Source organism: Protofrankia sp. Cj5 (assembly GCF_917627405.1).
Taxonomy (GTDB): Bacteria; Actinomycetota; Actinomycetes; order Frankiales; family Frankiaceae; genus Protofrankia.
In genome coordinates this window covers 1-16,159 of the sequence record NZ_CAKJTO010000103.1, presented here as the reverse complement: position 1 = coordinate 16,159, position 16,159 = coordinate 1, and the positions used below count along the sequence as shown (strand labels likewise).

Genomic DNA, 16,159 nt, shown 5'->3' with positions numbered 1-16,159 from the left:
TTCCGGCGGCGACCACTAAGTCGGCGCACCGCGTCCGCGGCGCCTCTACTGTGTACCGATGCTCGCCGTTGCCGCTGTATCCCAGAGCTCAGCCGACCCGTTGGCCGGGCTGGCCGTGGGCGAGCGCCCGGAACCGTCCGTCCCGGACGGCTGGACCACGGTGGCTGTCCGGGCCGCGGCGCTCAACCATCACGACCTGTTCAGCCTGCGTGGCGTAGGGCTGCCCGCGGACAGGCTGCCGATGATTCTGGGCTGTGACGCGGCCGGAGTGAGCGCGGACGGTGAAGACGTGATCGTCCACGCGGTCGTCGGTGACCCGGCCGCGGGCGGTGGCGACGAGACGCTTGACCCGCGGCGTTCGCTTCTCTCGGAGCTGTATCCGGGGACCCTGGCCGAGGTCGTGGCGGTGCCGCGGCGCAACCTCGTGCCCAAGCCGGCGTCGCTGTCGTTTGCGGAGGCCGCCTGCCTGCCGACCGCCTGGCTGACCGCTTACCGCATGATCGTCAACCGGGCCGGGCTGCCGTCTGCCGGCGGTGGCACCCTGCTGGTGCAGGGCGCGGGTGGTGGCGTGTCCACCGCCGCGATTATGATCGGGAAGGCTGCCGGTCATACCGTTTTCGTCACTTCGCGAGACGCGTCCAAACGCGCGCAGGCGATGAAGCTGGGTGCGGACGAGGTCTTCGAAGCCGGGGCGCGACTGCCGGTCAAGATGGATGCGGTCATCGAAACCGTTGGCGCGGCGACCTGGGAGCACTCGGTGCGGGCACTGCGACCGGGCGGCCGCATCGTCTGTGCCGGCGCGACGAGCGGCGCGAACCCGCCGGCCGAGCTGAACAGGATCTTCTTCCTGCAGCTGTCGGTGATCGGCTCTACCATGGGCACCCGCGACGAGCTGGCCGATCTCGCGACCTTGGTCGACCGGGCCGGGCTACGGCCACCTATAGCCGATGTCCGTCCGTTGGCGGACGCCCGCGCGTCGTTCGTGAAGCTGGTCCGCGGCGAGGTGTTCGGCAAACTCGTCCTGACCGTTTCCCCCCGGTAGCGCCTTCGGCACGTCTCGAGCGTCTCCAGCTCCCCGAAGCCAGGTTACGGCGTGTTTCGGGAACCGTCGTTCGATCAGGGAGCCGTCCAGGTGGCTGCTGGCACGGCCGCGGGCCACACCGATACCGGATGAGCTGTATCGGTGTGGCCCCGAGAACGCGGCCAAGCGGCGACCACTAAGAGCGCCCGGCAATAGGGGTGTGGATCAAGGAGCGGGGCTGGGGTGCGTGCATCGCGAGGCGGCGGAGGAAGGCGCCCTGGTGCTGGGCGCCGACTGACGACAACGACGCGAGGTGCGTGCCCCAGCCCCGCGACGCCGCGTCCCCTATTGCCGGTCGCTCTAAGGGTCGACCACTAAGGGTCGGCAGGTGTCCTGTTGCGGGCATCAACGATTCGTCGTCAGCCGCATCTATTCTGTCATCATGATGGGCTGCCGCTGTAGGCGGGCGGCGGCGTACCGCAATGCTGTGGATCGTTCGGGTACCCGCGTCATACAGTTCGGGCATCGACACACGAACCCCGCTGGCGCCATCCCCCGGATCCCCGCCGGGCTCGCGTTGGCTGGTCGCCTGCGATCTCGACCAGACGTTGGTCTACAGCCGGAGGTCTTTCCGCCTAGCGCCGGGCGGCGGTGAACCCGCTCTGGTGACCGTCGAGCATATTGACGGTCAGCCGGCCGCCTTCTGCACCGTCCGTGCGGCCAAACTGATCGCGTGGCTGGCCGCCGCGGCCACTCTCGTCCCGGTCACCACGCGCACCCGAGCGCAGTATGAAAGAATCGATCTTGGTGTGCGCCCCAAGTTCGCGATCACGACAAACGGTGGGCAGCTGCTGGTGGACGGCTGCCCCGATGAGGACTGGGCAGCCCTGGTCCGCGCCCGGATCGACACGCAGGCCGGCCCGCTCGCCGACGTCCAGGCCGTGGCCGAGCGTCTTGCCGCCGACGGTTGGGTCCGGGTCAGCCGGGTCGCCGAGGGCCTGTTCGTGTACCTCGTCGCCCATGAACGTGGCGCTGTCCCCGATCTCCGCGGGGTCGCGGCGGACCTTGCCGCCGACGGGTGGAGGCTGTCTGTCCAGGGGCGCAAGGTCTATCTGCTGCCAGCTGTCCTGACCAAGGAGGCGGCGCTCGTCGAGGTGATGCGCCGGGCCGGCGCCGCCGCCCTGGCCGCGGCTGGGGACTCGCTGCTTGACCGCGGGATGCTCGCTGCCGCGGAGCTCGCTGTCCGTCCCGCCCATGGCGAACTTCACGAAAGCGGCTGGACCTGGCCGAATCTGCGGATCACCGCCGCGGCGGGCCTGCTGGGCGGGCAGGAGCTGCTGGAAATTCTCGCCACCGCTCTCCTGCCGGGCGCCGGAGACCTCGCGACGGATTGACGCGTTCGAGTTCTGCCCTTTCGCTCCGTTACCGGCTGGCCTTATTTTTGTACTTTTTGCATCCTTTTATCGGTATTTGACCACACTATGTAGCCATGATGGCTGGCCGAATTCGGGTACAGTACGGTACTGTTTTGGAAAACATCGAACGCTGGGGGCCTGATGACGTGATGCTCTCCTTGCCGCCGTGCGGCTCCGCGCGGGGCCGGCCACGCGACGACGCGCGGGAACAGGCCATCCTCGACGCCGCGCTCGCGCTGCTGGTCGAGGTCGGTTACGAGCGGATGAGCATGGTCGCCGTCGCGGCCAGGGCCCGCGCGAGCAAGGCGACGATCTACCGGCGCTGGGCCAACAAGGACGAACTGGTCGTCGACGCCATTCGCAGGCGGAGCGCGGGCGACGACATAATCCCCGCCGACACCGGTTGTCTTCGTGGCGACCTCATGGACACCATCCGCCAACTGGTCGACCACGTGTCCCGGCAGGATGCCGCACTGATCGCCGGAGTGCTGCTGGCCATGCGGCAGTCTCCCGACCTCGCGGCGGCGCTGCGAGCCCAGACGATCGAAGAGAAGCGCTGGGTCGGCGATCTCATCGTGAAGCGCGCGCTGGGCAGGGGTGAGCTGCGCTCGCCCGTGGCCGCCGATGTCTTCCGTGAGTTGGCGCCCGCACTGCTCTTTTTCCGGCTGCTTTTCACCGGTGAGGTTCTTGACGATTCGTTTATCGAACATATGGTCGATGATGTGCTGCTGCCACTGATGGCCCTCAGCGACCACTGAGAGCGCCCGGCAACAGGGGTGTGGATCAAGGAGTGGGGCTGGGGTGCGTGCATCGCGAGGCGGCGGAGGGAGCCACTGGAGGTGTTGGGTGGCGACTGACGAGCCGCGGGGTGCCCGTCCATCGCGCGGCGATGGACGGGCAGCGATGACGCGAGGTGCGCGCCCTGGCCCCGCGACGCCGCGTCCCCTATTGCCGGCCGCTCTTATTCTTGGGCGCTCTTACTGACACCGGATTCCCTGACGCCGCGTCCGGCATCGCGCCAACTGGCGCCCGAATTGCCCGCTTATTTACTTTTTGGCAGTCGAGGAGTATCGGTGACGACGACTACTGAACGTCTATCTGAGTACAGCGGAACGGAACCCGGGAGCGCTCCCGACCCCCGTCGCTGGCTTGCCCTCGGCATCATCGCCGTGGCTCAGCTGATGGTCGTGCTCGACGCGTCCATTGTGAACATCGCAATGCCCAAGGCCCAGTCTGATCTGCACATCTCCACGGCGGACAGGCAGTGGATCGTTACTGCCTACACGTTGGCGTTCGGCGGCCTGCTGCTCCTCGGCGGCCGTGTCGCCGACTTCGCCGGCCGCAAGCGCGCCCTTATCATCGGTCTGCTCGGCTTCGCGCTGGCATCCGCGCTCGGCGGTATCGCGCCGAACGCCGGGCTCCTGTTTGCCGCCCGTGCGTTGCAGGGAGTTTTCGGAGCCCTTCTCGCGCCGGCCGCGCTTTCGCTGATCACCGTTACGTTCACCGAGACCAGGGAGCGGGCCCGCGCCTTCGGCGTTTATGGCGCGATCGCCGGTGGCGGCGCCGCGCTCGGGCTCATCCTCGGTGGCCTTCTCACCGAATTCGTGTCCTGGCGGTGGTGCCTGCTGGTCAATGTGCCGATCGCGTTGGTCACCGCTGCGGCGGCTGTTCCCATCGTGCGGGAGAGCAAGGCGGAGGGTAAGGCCCACTACGATATTCCCGGGGCGATAACCGTCAGCGCCGGGCTGGTCAGCCTGGTCTACGGCTTCACCAAGGCGGCACAGGACGGCTGGGGCGCGGCGGTCACGCTCGTGTTTCTCGGGGCCGCCGCCGTACTGCTGGTCGTGTTCGTCCTCATCGAGACCCGCAGCGCCGCGCCGCTGCTTCCGCTGCGGGTGCCCCTGGAACGCAACCGAGGCGCGTCCTTCCTGTCGTCCCTGCTCATCGGTGGTGGCCTGTTCGCCATGTTCCTTTTTCTCACCTTCTACTTCCAGGTGAGTCTCGGGTACAGCGCGCTGCGGGCCGGGTTCGCCTTTCTGCCGTTCAGCGGCGGTATCATCGTCTCTGCCGGGCTTGTCAGCCAGCTCCTGCCGCGTACCGGGCCCAAGATCCCGATGGTTGCCGGAACCGTGCTGAGCGCGTCCGGTTTGCTTCTGCTGACCCAGATCGGGCTCGACACCAGCTATGTGAGCCATGTTCTGCCCGAGGAGCTGCTCATCAGCGTCGGCCTCGGGCTGGTGTTCGTGCCGATGTCGAGCCTTGCGCTCGTCGGCGTCGAGCCTCACGATGCGGGTGTCGCCAGCGCTCTGGTCAACGCCACCCAACAGATCGGCGGTTCGTTGGGCACGGCGCTGCTGAACACGGTGTTTGCCACGGCGGTGGCGGACTACCTCGTCAGCCACGGCACCAGTCCGCGCGGCGTGGCCCAGGCGCAGATCTCCGGATACACAACGGCGTTCAGCTGGGGCGCGGCGATGATTCTGCTCGCGTTGACGGTGATCGTCGTTCTCGTCCGGGCGGGGAAAGCCGATGTGCCGGCGGATGCGGTTGCCGTGCACGCAGGGTAAGGAAACCGGAGATCCCAGGGGAAACCGGTGGCGGGCGGAGCGGGACCGGGCCTACCGCCGCTGGATTCCTGTGAGTTGTCGGGGCTTCGTGGTACACCCGGATGCGGACGAGCCAGCCACCGGACGTAGGAGGACCCATGACCAGCACCGCGGACGGCACCGCTGCGATCGGCGCCGGCCAGGACGAGACCGGCTCCGCCGGTGGGCGCCTGGAGCATGAGCTTGAGCGGATGCTCCAGGTTGACCGGTTCGATCCGCCAGCCGGTTTCGTTCCTCGCCAGCCCGGTACGGCTGACAGCGACGCGGCCGCCGTCGATCCGGTTGCCTTCTGGGCGGACAAAGCCCGCACCCTGGTGACATGGGACATCCCGTTCACAACGGTGCTCGACGACCGGAACCCGCCTTTCTACCGCTGGTTCGCGGATGGTCGTCTCAACGTCTCGGCGAACTGCCTGGATCGGCACGTGGCCGCGGGCCGGGGCGGGAAGGTCGCCTTTCACTGGGTTGGCGAGGAAGGCGAGCGACGCGCGCTGACCTACGCCGGCCTGCTGGCCGACACCCAGCGGCTGGCCAACGGGTTGAAGAGCCTCGGGGTCGGTAAGGGTGACGTCGTCGGGATCTTCCTGCCGATGATTCCCGAAGTCGTGGTGGCGATGCTGGCCTGCGCCCGGATCGGCGCCGTTCACAACGTGGTGTTCGGTGGTTTCGCTCCGGCCGCGGTGCGCGAGCGGATGGAGGTCTCCGAGGCAAAGGTTTTGATCACTGTGGACGGCGCCCGCCGTAAAGGCCGGACGGCCGCGGTCAAGGAGGCGGTGGACGCCGAGTTCGCTGGCGTGCAGACCCTGGAGCACATCGTCGTGGTCCGCTCGACCGGCACGCCCGCGCCGATGCTCACCGGCCGGGATGTCTGGTACGACGAACTGTGCGAGCGGGCCGACCCGGTGTGCCCGGCCGAGCCGATGGATGCCGAGCATCCGTTGTTCATTCTCTACAGCTCCGGGTCCACGGCCAAGCCCAAGGGCATCCTGCACACCACCGGGGGGTACCTGACCGGGGCGACCTACACCCACCGGCTCGTCTTCGACCTTGACGTGTCCTCGGACGTCTACTGGTGCTCGGCCGACGTCGGCTGGGTCACCGGGCACTCCTACATCGTCTACGGGCCGTTGTCCAACGGCGCGACCAGCGTGATGTTCGAGGGCGCTCCCGATTATCCCGACCGGGATATCTGGTGGAAGATCATCGAAGAATTCAAGGTCACGATTTTTTACACCGCGCCGACCGCGATCCGTACCTGTGTCAAGTGGGGCGCCGACTACCCGGCCAGGCATGATCTGTCGTCGCTGCGGCTCCTTGGCACGGTGGGCGAGCCGATCAACCCGAAGGCCTGGCTGTGGTACCACAAGGTGATCGGCGGCGGTCGTTGCCCCATCGTCGACACCTGGTGGCAGACCGAGACTGGCGCGATCATGATTTCTCCGCTGCCGGGTGTGACGTCGACCAAGCCGGGCTCGGCCACAACCGCACTGCCGGGGATCTCACCGGCGCTGCTGTCCGAGGACGGCGAGCCGATCACTGAGGGGACCGGCATTCTAGTGATCACCAAGCCGTGGCCGTCGATGCTGCGGACCCTCTACCGGGACGACGAACGGTTCGTGCAGACCTATTTTTCACGATTCGGCCCGACAGTCTATGTGGTCGGTGACGCGGCTCGGCTGGATGCCGACGGATATTTCTGGATCATCGGCCGGATCGATGATGTGATCAATGTGTCGGGCCACCGGCTGTCGACCGCGGAGGTCGAGTCCGCGATCGTCGCCCACGAGGCGGTGGCGGAGGCCGCGGTCGTCGCCCAGCCTGATGATCAGACTGGTCAGTCCATTGTGGCTTTCGTCACATTGACCGGGGGTCGTGTCGGTGATGACGAGACGATAGCCGAAATTCGTGACCATGTGGCCGCGCGCATCGGGAAACTGGCTCGCCCCAGGCGGGTGATCTGGGCCGATGATCTCCCCAAGACGCGATCGGGGAAGATCATGAGGCGACTGCTGCGGGACATCGCCGAGGGGCGCGAGCTCGGTGACGTCACGACCCTGCGTGATCCAACCGTAATGGGGGTTTTGTCCGCCAAGGTCGCCGCGGCCGGCTCGGACGAGTGATGGGTTGATCGGGGAACTGGGGGCACAAGACGCCAGCGGTCCACTGGACAGCCGGTACCCGGGTGGGTTCGGGCCGACCACTAAGCTCACAACTTCGTGAGAGCCCTTCGACGCTTCACCGTCCGTGCCCAGCTCCCTGAGCAGCTTTTCCCGCTCGGTGAGCTTGTGCTGAACCTCCGCTGGTCGTGGCACCCGGAGACACTTGATCTCTTTGAGTCCGTCGATCCCGAACTGTGGCGCTCCTGCAAGGGAGATCCGGTCCGGCTGCTCGGCGAGGTCGACCACGAGCGCCTTGAGACCCTGGCGACTGATCGCCGGTTTATTCGCCGTCTCAGCAACGCAGCCGAAGACCTGCAGGAATATCTGACCGCGCCACGCTGGTACCAGGCGCTGTCCGCGGCACCCAAGGCGATCGCCTACTTCTCGCCGGAGTTCGGGATCACCGAGGTGCTGCCCCAGTACTCCGGCGGCCTGGGAATTCTCGCTGGAGATCATCTTAAGACCGCCAGCGATCTCGGCGTGCCGATCGTCGGGGTCGGCCTGCTCTACCGGGCGGGCTATTTCGTGCAGTCGCTGTCCCGGGATGGCTGGCAGCAGGAACGCTATCCCGGCATCGACCCGCACGGCCTGCCGCTGACCCAGCTCATCGATGCCTCGGGTACTCCGGTCAAGATCGCGATCGGGCTTCCCGAAGGCCGCACCCTGCATGCGCAGATCTGGAAGGCGCAGGTCGGGCGGGTGCCGCTGCTGCTGCTCGACTCGGATGTCGAGGACAACCAGCCGGCCGAGCGGGGTGTTACCGACCGGCTCTACGGTGGTGGCACCGACCATCGCCTGTTGCAGGAGATGCTGCTGGGCATCGGTGGGGTCCGCGCGCTGCGCGCGTACTCGGCGGTTTCCGGCGCGTCAGCGCCGGAGGTTTTTCACACCAACGAAGGCCACGCGGGCTTTCTCGGCCTGGAGCGTATCCGTGAGCTGACCGAGAGCGGCCTGAGCTTCGACGAGGCGTTGGAGGCGGCCCGCGCTGGGACGCTGTTCACGACCCACACTCCGGTGCCCGCGGGTATCGACCGGTTTCCCAAGGATCTGGTGGCCCGTCACTTCGGTGGGGATAACGCCTGGCCGGGCGTGCCCGTCGACCGCGTGCTGGATCTCGGCGCCGAGTCCGACCCGAACGTGTTCAACATGGCTCATATGGGCCTTCGGCTGGCTCAGCGCTCCAACGGCGTCAGCAAGCTCCACGGGATCGTCAGCCGGGAGATGTTCGCGGGCCTGTGGCCGGGGTTCGACCCGGCTGAGGTTGCCATCGGTTCGGTCACGAATGGCGTGCATGCGGCCACCTGGGTGTCGCGCAGTGTGATCGAATTGGCTGACCGGGAGCTGGGCCCATCTCCCCTTGAGGGCGCCGGGGAGGGGTTTTCGAAGATCGCCCGGGTGTCGGACGACGCGGTCTGGTCGATGCGCCGGGAACTGCGTGAGCGGCTTGTGGCCGAGGTCCGCCGCCGGCTGCGGGCGTCGTGGCTCCAGCGCGGCGCCGCGCCCGGCGAGCTCGACTGGGTCGACGGTGTGTTCGACCCGGCTGTCCTGACGATCGGGTTCGCCCGCCGGGTCCCGTCCTACAAGCGGCTTACCCTGATGCTGCGGGACCGGGAGCGGCTCACCCGGCTGCTGCTCCACCCGCAGCGCCCGATCCAGATGGTCATCGCGGGCAAGGCGCATCCGGCCGACGACGGCGGCAAGCAGCTCGTCCAGCAGATCGTGCAGTTCGCGGACACACCCGAGGTCCGCCATCGCATCGTCTTCCTGCCTGACTATGACATCGGGATGGCGCGTTTCCTCTACGCCGGTTCGGACGTGTGGCTGAACAACCCGCTGCGCCCGCTGGAGGCGTGCGGGACGTCGGGGATGAAGGCCGCGCTCAACGGCTGTCTCAACCTGTCCATCCGGGATGGCTGGTGGGACGAGATGTTCGACGGGCAGAACGGCTGGGCGATCCCCACCGCGGACGGTGTCGAGGATCCCGAGCGCCGTGACGACCTCGAGTCGGTCGCCTTGTACGAACTGCTGGAGAACACGGTCGCCGCGCGCTTCTACGACGTCACCAGCGCGGGCGCGCCTCCCCGGCAGTGGACATCGATGGTCAAGCACACCCTGTCCACCCTCGGCCCGCAGGTGCTCGCCACCCGGATGGTGCGGGAGTACGTCGAGCGGTACTACATCCCCGCCGCGGCCTCGGCGCGGGTGGCCGCGGCCGACGGACTGGCCGGGGCCCGTGGCCTCGCGGGCTGGAAGGGGCGGGTCCGCCAGGCGTGGCCGGCTGTGCGGGTGGTCAACGTCGACTCGGCCGGGCTCGGTGACACCCCTCAGGTCGGTCAGTCGTTGGTGGTCCGGGCAACGGTCGAGCTCGGTGGCCTGGACCTCGCGGATGTGGAGGTCCAGGCCACCTACGGCCGTATCGATGAGGCCGACCGGCTGCTCGGCCCGACTACCGTGGCGCTGGCCCACCTGGGCACCGGCGAGGGCGGTGGGCAGCGTTTCGAGGGCACCATCCCGCTGCGGCGGACGGGCGCCTTCGGCTACACCGTCCGGGTGCTCCCACGGCATCCGCAGCTCGCCTCACCGGCCGAGCTCGGGCTCGTCGCCAACCCGGACTGACCGCATCCGGGCCTGACCGCGCACCCACGGTCACCGTGCCGGCATCGGGTGGGGGCTGGCCGCGCTCCGCCAGTCCCCACCCGGCACCGCCGACCTCGCCGCCACCCGGCCGCCATCTGGTCGCCGCCCGGCCGCCATCTGGCCGGACCAGCGGTCTGTCGAGGTTCGTGCGCTGACCGGGCCCTTGCCGGGCGTGCACAGTTCGGAGGAGTTCGGAGAATTGTGTGAAAATCGGTGTTTTTAGCGCGTTTGGTGTTGGTCGGTGACGCGGAGCAGCACGACGGTGCGGCCGGTGACCTGCACTTCCTGGCCGGCATGCATGACCCGGCGCTGGCCGTCGAGCGTGCCGGGGAACCCGGCGAGGTCCTCGGCTGAGGTGTCCAGCAGCAGTTCGTAGGTGCGGGCCCATGGCTCACCCGGCAGCACGACAGTCACCTCGCCCGGGTCCGGACGCAGGATGAGCAGGAAGCTGTCGCCGGTAACCGGAGCACCGTCCGAGGTGCGCCAGGGCAGCGCTCGCCCGGACAGGTGGGCCACGACCGTGTGGACGAGCGGTGAGTTCCAGTCCGTATCCAGCATGATTGCCCCGTCGGCCCGAAACCAGGTGATGTCCGCGAGCGCTCCGACGCTGGACGGGCCGCCGTGGAAGAACGCCTGCCGGCGCAGGGTCCGCGATGTCCGCCGCAGGGCCACCAGGCCGCTGACGAGCGGCAGCAGCATCGGGTCGTCCCCAGCGGGGTCGGCTGCGGGAGCCGGGCCGCCAGCGGGCGATTCATCCGCTGGCGCGCCGTGCGGCCAGCGCATCCAGGAGATCGCGTTGTCCTGGCAGTAGGCGTTGTTGTTGCCGCCCTGCGAGCGGCCGAATTCGTCGCCGGCGAGCAGCATGGGCACGCCCGCCGACAGCAACAGCGTCGCGAGCAGCGCGCGGCGGGTGCGGCGCCGGTGGGACAACACGTCCGGACAGTCGGTCGGGCCCTCCACACCGCAGTTCGTCGAGTTGTTGTGAGCGTCGCCGTCGTGGTTTCCCTCACCGTTGGCCTCGTTGTGTTTGTCGGCGTAGGAGACGAGGTCGGCGAGGGTGAAGCCGTCATGCGCGGTCACGAAGTTCACCGAGGCCCACGGCCGCCGGCCCGAGTGCTGGTACAGGTCGCTCGACCCGGTGATCCGGTAGCCGAGATCGGCCACGCCGGAGGCATGCTGGGTCCAGACCGCGCGGACGGTGTCACGGTAGCGGCCGTTCCACTCCGCCCAGGGCGCGGGAAACGCGCCGACCTGGTAGCCGCCCCAGCCGACGTCCCATGGCTCGGCAATGATCTTTACGGTTGACAGTACCGGGTCGGCGTGGATGGCGGTCAGCAGCGGCGCGGCCGGGTCGAAGCTGTCGGGGTTGCGGGCGAGCGCGGTCGCCAGGTCGAATCGGTACCCGTCCACGCCCATCTCGGTGATCCAGTAGCGCAACGAGTCCATGATCAATTTGATCACGTGCGGGGATGAGGTGTTCAGGGTGTTGCCGCACCCGGTCACATCCCGGTATCGGCGTGGGTCGCTCGGTTCCACCCGGTAGTAGGTGGCGTTGTCCAGCCCGCGCAGCGACAGCGTCGGCCCGCGTTCGCTGCCTTCGGCGGTGTGGTTGAAGACCACGTCGAGAATGACCTCGATACCGGCCGCGTGCAGCTCGCGGACCATGGAACGGAACTCGGCCACCGGGTTGTCCGTGGCGGCGTAGCCGGGATGCGGGGCGAAGAAGCCCACGGTGTTGTAGCCCCAGTAGTTGGTCAGGCCACGTCGGGTCAGCGTCGGTTCGGAGAGGTTCGCGTGCACCGGGAGCAGCTCGACCGCGGTGACACCAAGGGTGCGCAGGTGGTCGATGACCGCCGGGTGCGCCAGCCCCGCGTAGGTGCCGCGATGGCCGGCTGGGACATCCGGGTGGCGCTGGGTGAACCCCTTCACGTGCAGCTCGTAGAGGATTGTGTCGGGCCAGGGCGTGCCCGGCCGGTTGGCGGCGGGGTCCGCGCCGGCCGGCCGGTCGTCGACGACCACGCAGCGCGGGACGAAGGGCGCGGAGTCCCGCCCGTCCGAACTCACCGAGTACGGGTCGGTCTCGTCGAAGCCGGAGATCGCCGCGTGCGGGACAAGACCACCGGTCAGTAGCCGGGCGTAGGGATCGACGAGAAGCTTCGCCGGGTTGTAGCGCAGGCCGCGGTCAGGGGCGTACGGGCCGTGTGCCCGCAGGCCGTAGCGCTGGCCCGGCCCTACCCCCGGCAGGTAACCGTGCCAGACCCCCCCGTCGCGTTCGGGCAGTTGATAGCGGTGCTCATTGTCCTGGGCGTCGAACAGGCAGATCTCAACCGCGTCCGCGTTGGGGGCGGCTACCGCGACGTTCACACCGGATCCGTCCCAGCGCACGCCGAGCGGTTCGGGCGATCCGGGCCGGGCGCGGTCGGGAAAATCGACGATGCCGCAGGTCGGGGACGGTGTCGTCACGTTCGCCACGGTAGCTGTCGAATGATTCAGGCGCTCGTGGGAAGAGAGCGCATGGGCTGCTGGCCACACGGCGGGATCGCCGTCAGCGGGCAATCTGGATAATCCGTCCAATCATCACGTATCCGTGACGATTGGACGGCCAGGGGTCGCGGTGTGTTTCGGGAGCCGCCATTCGATCAGAGAGCCGCGTCCAGGTGGCTGCTGGCACGGCCGCGGGCCACATCGATACCGGGGCCTGCGCCGCCTCCGCCTGGCCTCCGCCTGGCCTCCGCCTGGCATCCGGCATACCCGACAACGTCCGGCGGCGGCTACTAAGAGCGTCCGGCAATAGGGGACGCGGCGTCGCGGGGCCAGGGCACGCACCTCGCCGCATCGCTCCCCGTCCATCGCTGCGCGATGCACGGGTACCCCGGCTCGTCAGTCGCCACCCAACACCAGGGTGGCTCCCTCCTCCGCCTCGCGATGCACGCACCCCAGCCCCGCTCCTTGATCCACACCCCTATTGCCGGACGCTCTAAGGTGCGTCAGAGGTCCCGAAGGCGCGGTAGTGATCCGCGGTGATGCGACAAGGAGGTCGGCTGGTGGCGGTCGTACATTTCGAGGTCGACAACGCAATAGGCACGATCAGGTTGGACCGCCCTCCGATGAACGCTATTGACAGCCAGCTCACCAGCGAGCTGCGGGCGGCCGCGACGCAGGCCGCGGCCCGCCCGGACGTCCGGGCCGTCGTGCTCTACGGCGGTCCCAAGGTGTTCGCCGCTGGCGCCGACATCAAAGAAATGGCTCCGATGGGCTACGCGGAGATCCTGGCGTGGGTCGGTGCGCTCACCGGGACCTTCGAGCAGGTGGCCCGCATCCCCAAGCCTGTGGTCGCCGCGGTGACCGGGTACGCCCTCGGTGGTGGGCTGGAGCTGGCTCTGTGCGCTGACTTCCGGGTCTTCGGTGACAACGCCAAGGTCGGGCTGCCTGAGATCCTGCTCGGAGTCATTCCCGGCGCCGGCGGGACGCAACGGCTGCCCCGGCTGATCGGTGCCGCCAGGGCCAAGGACCTGATATTCACCGGGCGTCAGGTGCGCGCTTCCGAAGCGAAGGAGATCGGTCTCGCTGACCGGGTGGTGGCTCCCGACGACGTCTACGCCGAGGCCCTGCGGCTGGCCGGCCGGTTCGTCGAGGGGCCGGCGCTGGCCTTGCGGGCGGCCAAGCAGGCGATCGACGACGGTCTGGACGTTGGGCTGCCCGAAGGGCTACGGCTGGAGACCGCGGTGTTCACCGGGCTGTTCGGGACCGAGGACAAGCGTATCGGCATGGAGTCGTTTGTCGAACGAGGCCCGGGGAAGGCGGACTTCGTCGGCCGCTGACCGCGACTGGTCGCCGAGCGTCGTCCTCCGCTGACCGTCACTGGTCGCTGGTCACTGGTCGCCCGCTGGTTGGGCACGGCCCGCCCGGTGTCGCGCAGGTTACCTTCTCGTGTTCGAGCGTGGGGCTTTCATGGGGCGACGGGGGCGCTCTACTATGTCGCCTGACATCCCGCTTGGGCCGACAATGCGACCTTGGACGGGTGCCACGAGAGGTGGAGGATGGCCGAAGCCGACGAGGTCGTCAGCATCCGGAAGTGGTCGGTGGGTTCCGTTGAAAAGAGCGGACGGATTCGCCTGCCAGGGCTTGATCCGGACGCGTTTCGGCATCCGCTGGACCGGCGGGCCACGCGCACGCTGAAACGTGTTCCCGGGTTTGACCGGGCCGTGGCCAAATACATCGAATGGGGCGTTGAGCGCACCCAGTACGTGGAGAACACCGCGTCCAGCGTGAAGGTGGGTCCTCGCCAGCTCCCGGGGATCTACGCGATCCTCCGTGAGGCGTGCGCGATTCTGGACGTCCCGGAACCTGAGCTCTATATCCGGCGTGGGCCGGTCGATGCCTACACGGCCGGGCACAACCATCCGTATGTCGTGCTTTTCACCGATCTCATCGACATCATGGATGAGGACGAGCTGCTGGCCGTGCTCGGGCACGAAATCGGTCATGTCAAATGTGGCCATGTGCTGTATGGGACCATGGCCCGAATCGTCGGCGGGGCGATGGGCGCGGGGGTCGCCCGCCGGTCGAATGCCATTGCCGGCAACCTTGCGGCCTTCGGCCTTGGCGCGGGGCTTTCGGCTTGGTCCCGCAAGGCGGAGCTGACCGCCGACCGGGCGGCGATGCTCGCCGTCCAGGACCCGGATCCATGCGTCCGGATGATGATGAAGCTGGCCGGTGGGGCGACCCGCTGGCTCGACCAGATGAACCCCGCCGCTTTCCTTGAGCAGGCGCGGTTGCTCGACGACATGGCCGAGCGGAGCACGCTGGCCCGGTTCCACCGGATGCGGATCCGGACCAGCGGCTCGCACCCGCTCGCGGTCGAGCGTGCCCGTTACTTTGACGAGTGGCTGCGTGAGGACGAGCCCAGGAAGATCCTTGACGGGATCTACGCGGTGCGGGATGGCAGCCGTGCCTGTCTGAGCTGCGTGAAGCCGGCGCGTCCGACGGAGAGTTTCTGCACGGCCTGCGGTACCGGCCTCGCGGTCTGGACCACCTCCGCCTGATCGTCCGGCTGCCCGATCCCGCTGATCCGCTCGTTACCCGGGCCTCGCAGCTGGCCGAGGCCTGGTCACCCGGAATGGTCACCCGGAAACCCGGAATGGTCGCGGGCCGTCAGCGCAGGGAGAGGTCGACGACGAGGGGCTTGTGGTCGCTGCCGAACGGCGCGCCCACCTGGTAGCGGGTGACGGCGAACCGCGGTGAGGCCAGGACATGGTCGATGCGCAGCAGCGGCGGAGCGAACAGGCCGCTCGCGTTCCAGGTGGGCAGCCAGCCCGCGCCGGCCGCGTCGTGGGCGTCGCGGAGATGATTATCCAGTAGGCGTTGGAAGGGACGGTGGTCACGGGTGGCGTTGAAGTCACCGGCGAGCACGACGGGCATGGCTGTCAGGGCGGTGCTGGCCCGCAGATCGTCCAGTTGCCGGCGCCACCGCGGGGCGTAATCGCCACTGGTCGGTGAGAGCGTGTGGACGGCGAAGAGCCGGAACTGGTGCGTGGCGTCCACCCGCACCGTCATCCGTAGTGACGGCAGATCCGCTACCGATGGCAGCTCCGGGTCGGTCAGCGCGAAGCGGGAGAACACCGCGATCCCGAACGGATCCGGCCGGGCGTGGACCTCCCGGTAGGTGAAGTCCCCCAGCGCCCCAGAGCTCTCGATCGCGGCCAGGGTAGGGGGAGTGACCTCTTCCAGCACAAGGATATCGGGCCGTTGGGCGCGGATCTGGGATCCCAGGCTTGCGGCGGTCTTGTTCGTGTACAGCAGGTTGGCAGTCATGATCCGCGCTTGTGCCGCGCCAGCGGGCGCGGTTTCGGGCTTTCCCGGCCAGAGCTCGGGAACGGTCCAGTACAGGTGGGCGACGATGACTAGCAGCGAGACGATCAGCAGTCGGTTGCGGCGCATCGCGAAGCCGATGGCCAGCGTCATGTAGACGGGCAGGTAGACAACCGGGGTGAAGGCGTTGATCCCGGCGTACGGCCAGCTCAGCGCGTCGTCCAGATGGAGGCTCCGGCCCAGCGCGATGATCGCTAGACTGCCTGTGATCATCCAGGAAAGAATGATCATCAATATCCGTGGTGGGATCACCGCGCTGGATCTGTTTCTTGATCCCGATGCGCGATCGTTTTCTTCGGGATACACGGACAGGCCGGCGCCGGCATCCGAGTGCGGGGTCATGGTCATAGATTGCCGAGGGGAGGCGCGATGCGGGCGGCGGGGTCGCCCACATCGCGATCGGCCAGAGTGCCCGCTAGCCCCAATGTCGTGAAGTTTGGCGGGGGCGAG

The 16,159-nt window shown here is 68.1% G+C and carries 10 protein-coding genes; 8 read left to right on the top strand and 2 right to left on the bottom strand.

Going from position 1 to position 16,159, the window contains the following annotated elements:
* The first annotated feature begins 58 nt into the window (after nucleotides 1-58).
* The 6 genes from MJ777_RS18585 (at nucleotide 59) to glgP (ending at nucleotide 9,817) form a co-directional block, all read left to right on the top strand.
* Nucleotides 59-1,042, top strand: a complete 984-nt coding sequence (locus MJ777_RS18585; protein ID WP_239312185.1) for a zinc-binding dehydrogenase — start codon at nucleotides 59-61, stop codon at nucleotides 1,040-1,042.
* A gap of 644 nt (nucleotides 1,043-1,686) precedes the next feature.
* On the top strand, nucleotides 1,687-2,415 hold the full coding sequence (locus MJ777_RS18580) for a sucrose-6-phosphate hydrolase (protein ID WP_370651702.1): 729 nt from the start codon (nucleotides 1,687-1,689) through the stop codon (nucleotides 2,413-2,415).
* A 98-nt stretch (nucleotides 2,416-2,513) separates the two neighbouring features.
* Nucleotides 2,514-3,194 (top strand): TetR-like C-terminal domain-containing protein, encoded by a 681-nt coding sequence (locus MJ777_RS18575; RefSeq protein WP_239377286.1) that lies wholly within the window; start codon nucleotides 2,514-2,516, stop codon nucleotides 3,192-3,194.
* Nucleotides 3,195-3,509: 315 nt separating this feature from the next.
* Complete coding sequence (locus MJ777_RS18570; protein WP_239312179.1) at nucleotides 3,510-5,003, top strand: MFS transporter; 1,494 nt, start codon at nucleotides 3,510-3,512, stop codon at nucleotides 5,001-5,003.
* Between the two features lie 137 nt (nucleotides 5,004-5,140).
* Nucleotides 5,141-7,162 carry an acetate--CoA ligase gene (acs, locus tag MJ777_RS18565; protein WP_239377285.1) on the top strand — a complete coding sequence of 674 codons (2,022 nt, stop codon included), beginning with the start codon at nucleotides 5,141-5,143 and terminating at the stop codon, nucleotides 7,160-7,162.
* Nucleotides 7,163-7,258: 96 nt separating this feature from the next.
* Nucleotides 7,259-9,817: an alpha-glucan family phosphorylase gene (gene glgP, locus MJ777_RS18560; RefSeq protein WP_239312169.1), complete on the top strand. Its 2,559-nt coding sequence runs from the start codon at nucleotides 7,259-7,261 to the stop codon at nucleotides 9,815-9,817.
* A 240-nt stretch (nucleotides 9,818-10,057) separates the two neighbouring features.
* Here glgP and glgX read toward each other — a convergent pair whose 3' ends face one another.
* Nucleotides 10,058-12,301 carry a glycogen debranching protein GlgX gene (glgX, locus tag MJ777_RS18555; protein WP_239377284.1) on the bottom strand — a complete coding sequence of 748 codons (2,244 nt, stop codon included), beginning with the start codon at nucleotides 12,299-12,301 and terminating at the stop codon, nucleotides 10,058-10,060.
* A 581-nt stretch (nucleotides 12,302-12,882) separates the two neighbouring features.
* Here glgX and MJ777_RS18550 point away from each other — a divergent pair.
* Both MJ777_RS18550 and MJ777_RS18545 read left to right on the top strand, forming a co-directional pair.
* Nucleotides 12,883-13,659 carry an enoyl-CoA hydratase/isomerase family protein gene (locus MJ777_RS18550; RefSeq protein WP_239377283.1) on the top strand — a complete coding sequence of 259 codons (777 nt, stop codon included), beginning with the start codon at nucleotides 12,883-12,885 and terminating at the stop codon, nucleotides 13,657-13,659.
* Nucleotides 13,660-13,878: 219 nt separating this feature from the next.
* Nucleotides 13,879-14,883, top strand: a complete 1,005-nt coding sequence (locus MJ777_RS18545) for a M48 family metallopeptidase (RefSeq protein WP_239312324.1) — start codon at nucleotides 13,879-13,881, stop codon at nucleotides 14,881-14,883.
* A gap of 109 nt (nucleotides 14,884-14,992) precedes the next feature.
* On the opposite strand, the gene MJ777_RS18540 is transcribed toward MJ777_RS18545, so the two are convergent.
* A complete protein-coding gene (locus MJ777_RS18540; RefSeq protein WP_239377282.1) occupies nucleotides 14,993-15,922 on the bottom strand; it encodes an endonuclease/exonuclease/phosphatase family protein in 930 nt (309 codons plus the stop codon).
* Nucleotides 15,923-16,159: the final 237 nt, after the last annotated feature.

Excerpts from the sequence above, each read along its gene's own strand:
- MJ777_RS18585 (WP_239312185.1), top strand. The coding sequence starts at position 59 with ATGCTCGCCGTTGCCGCTGTATCCCAGAGCTCAGCCGACCCGTTGGCC.
- MJ777_RS18575 (WP_239377286.1), top strand. The coding sequence starts at position 2,514 with ATGGCTGGCCGAATTCGGGTACAGTACGGTACTGTTTTGGAAAACATC.
- acs (WP_239377285.1), top strand. The coding sequence starts at position 5,141 with ATGACCAGCACCGCGGACGGCACCGCTGCGATCGGCGCCGGCCAGGAC.
- MJ777_RS18545 (WP_239312324.1), top strand. The coding sequence starts at position 13,879 with ATGGCCGAAGCCGACGAGGTCGTCAGCATCCGGAAGTGGTCGGTGGGT.
- MJ777_RS18540 (WP_239377282.1), bottom strand. The coding sequence starts at position 15,922 with ATGATCACAGGCAGTCTAGCGATCATCGCGCTGGGCCGGAGCCTCCAT.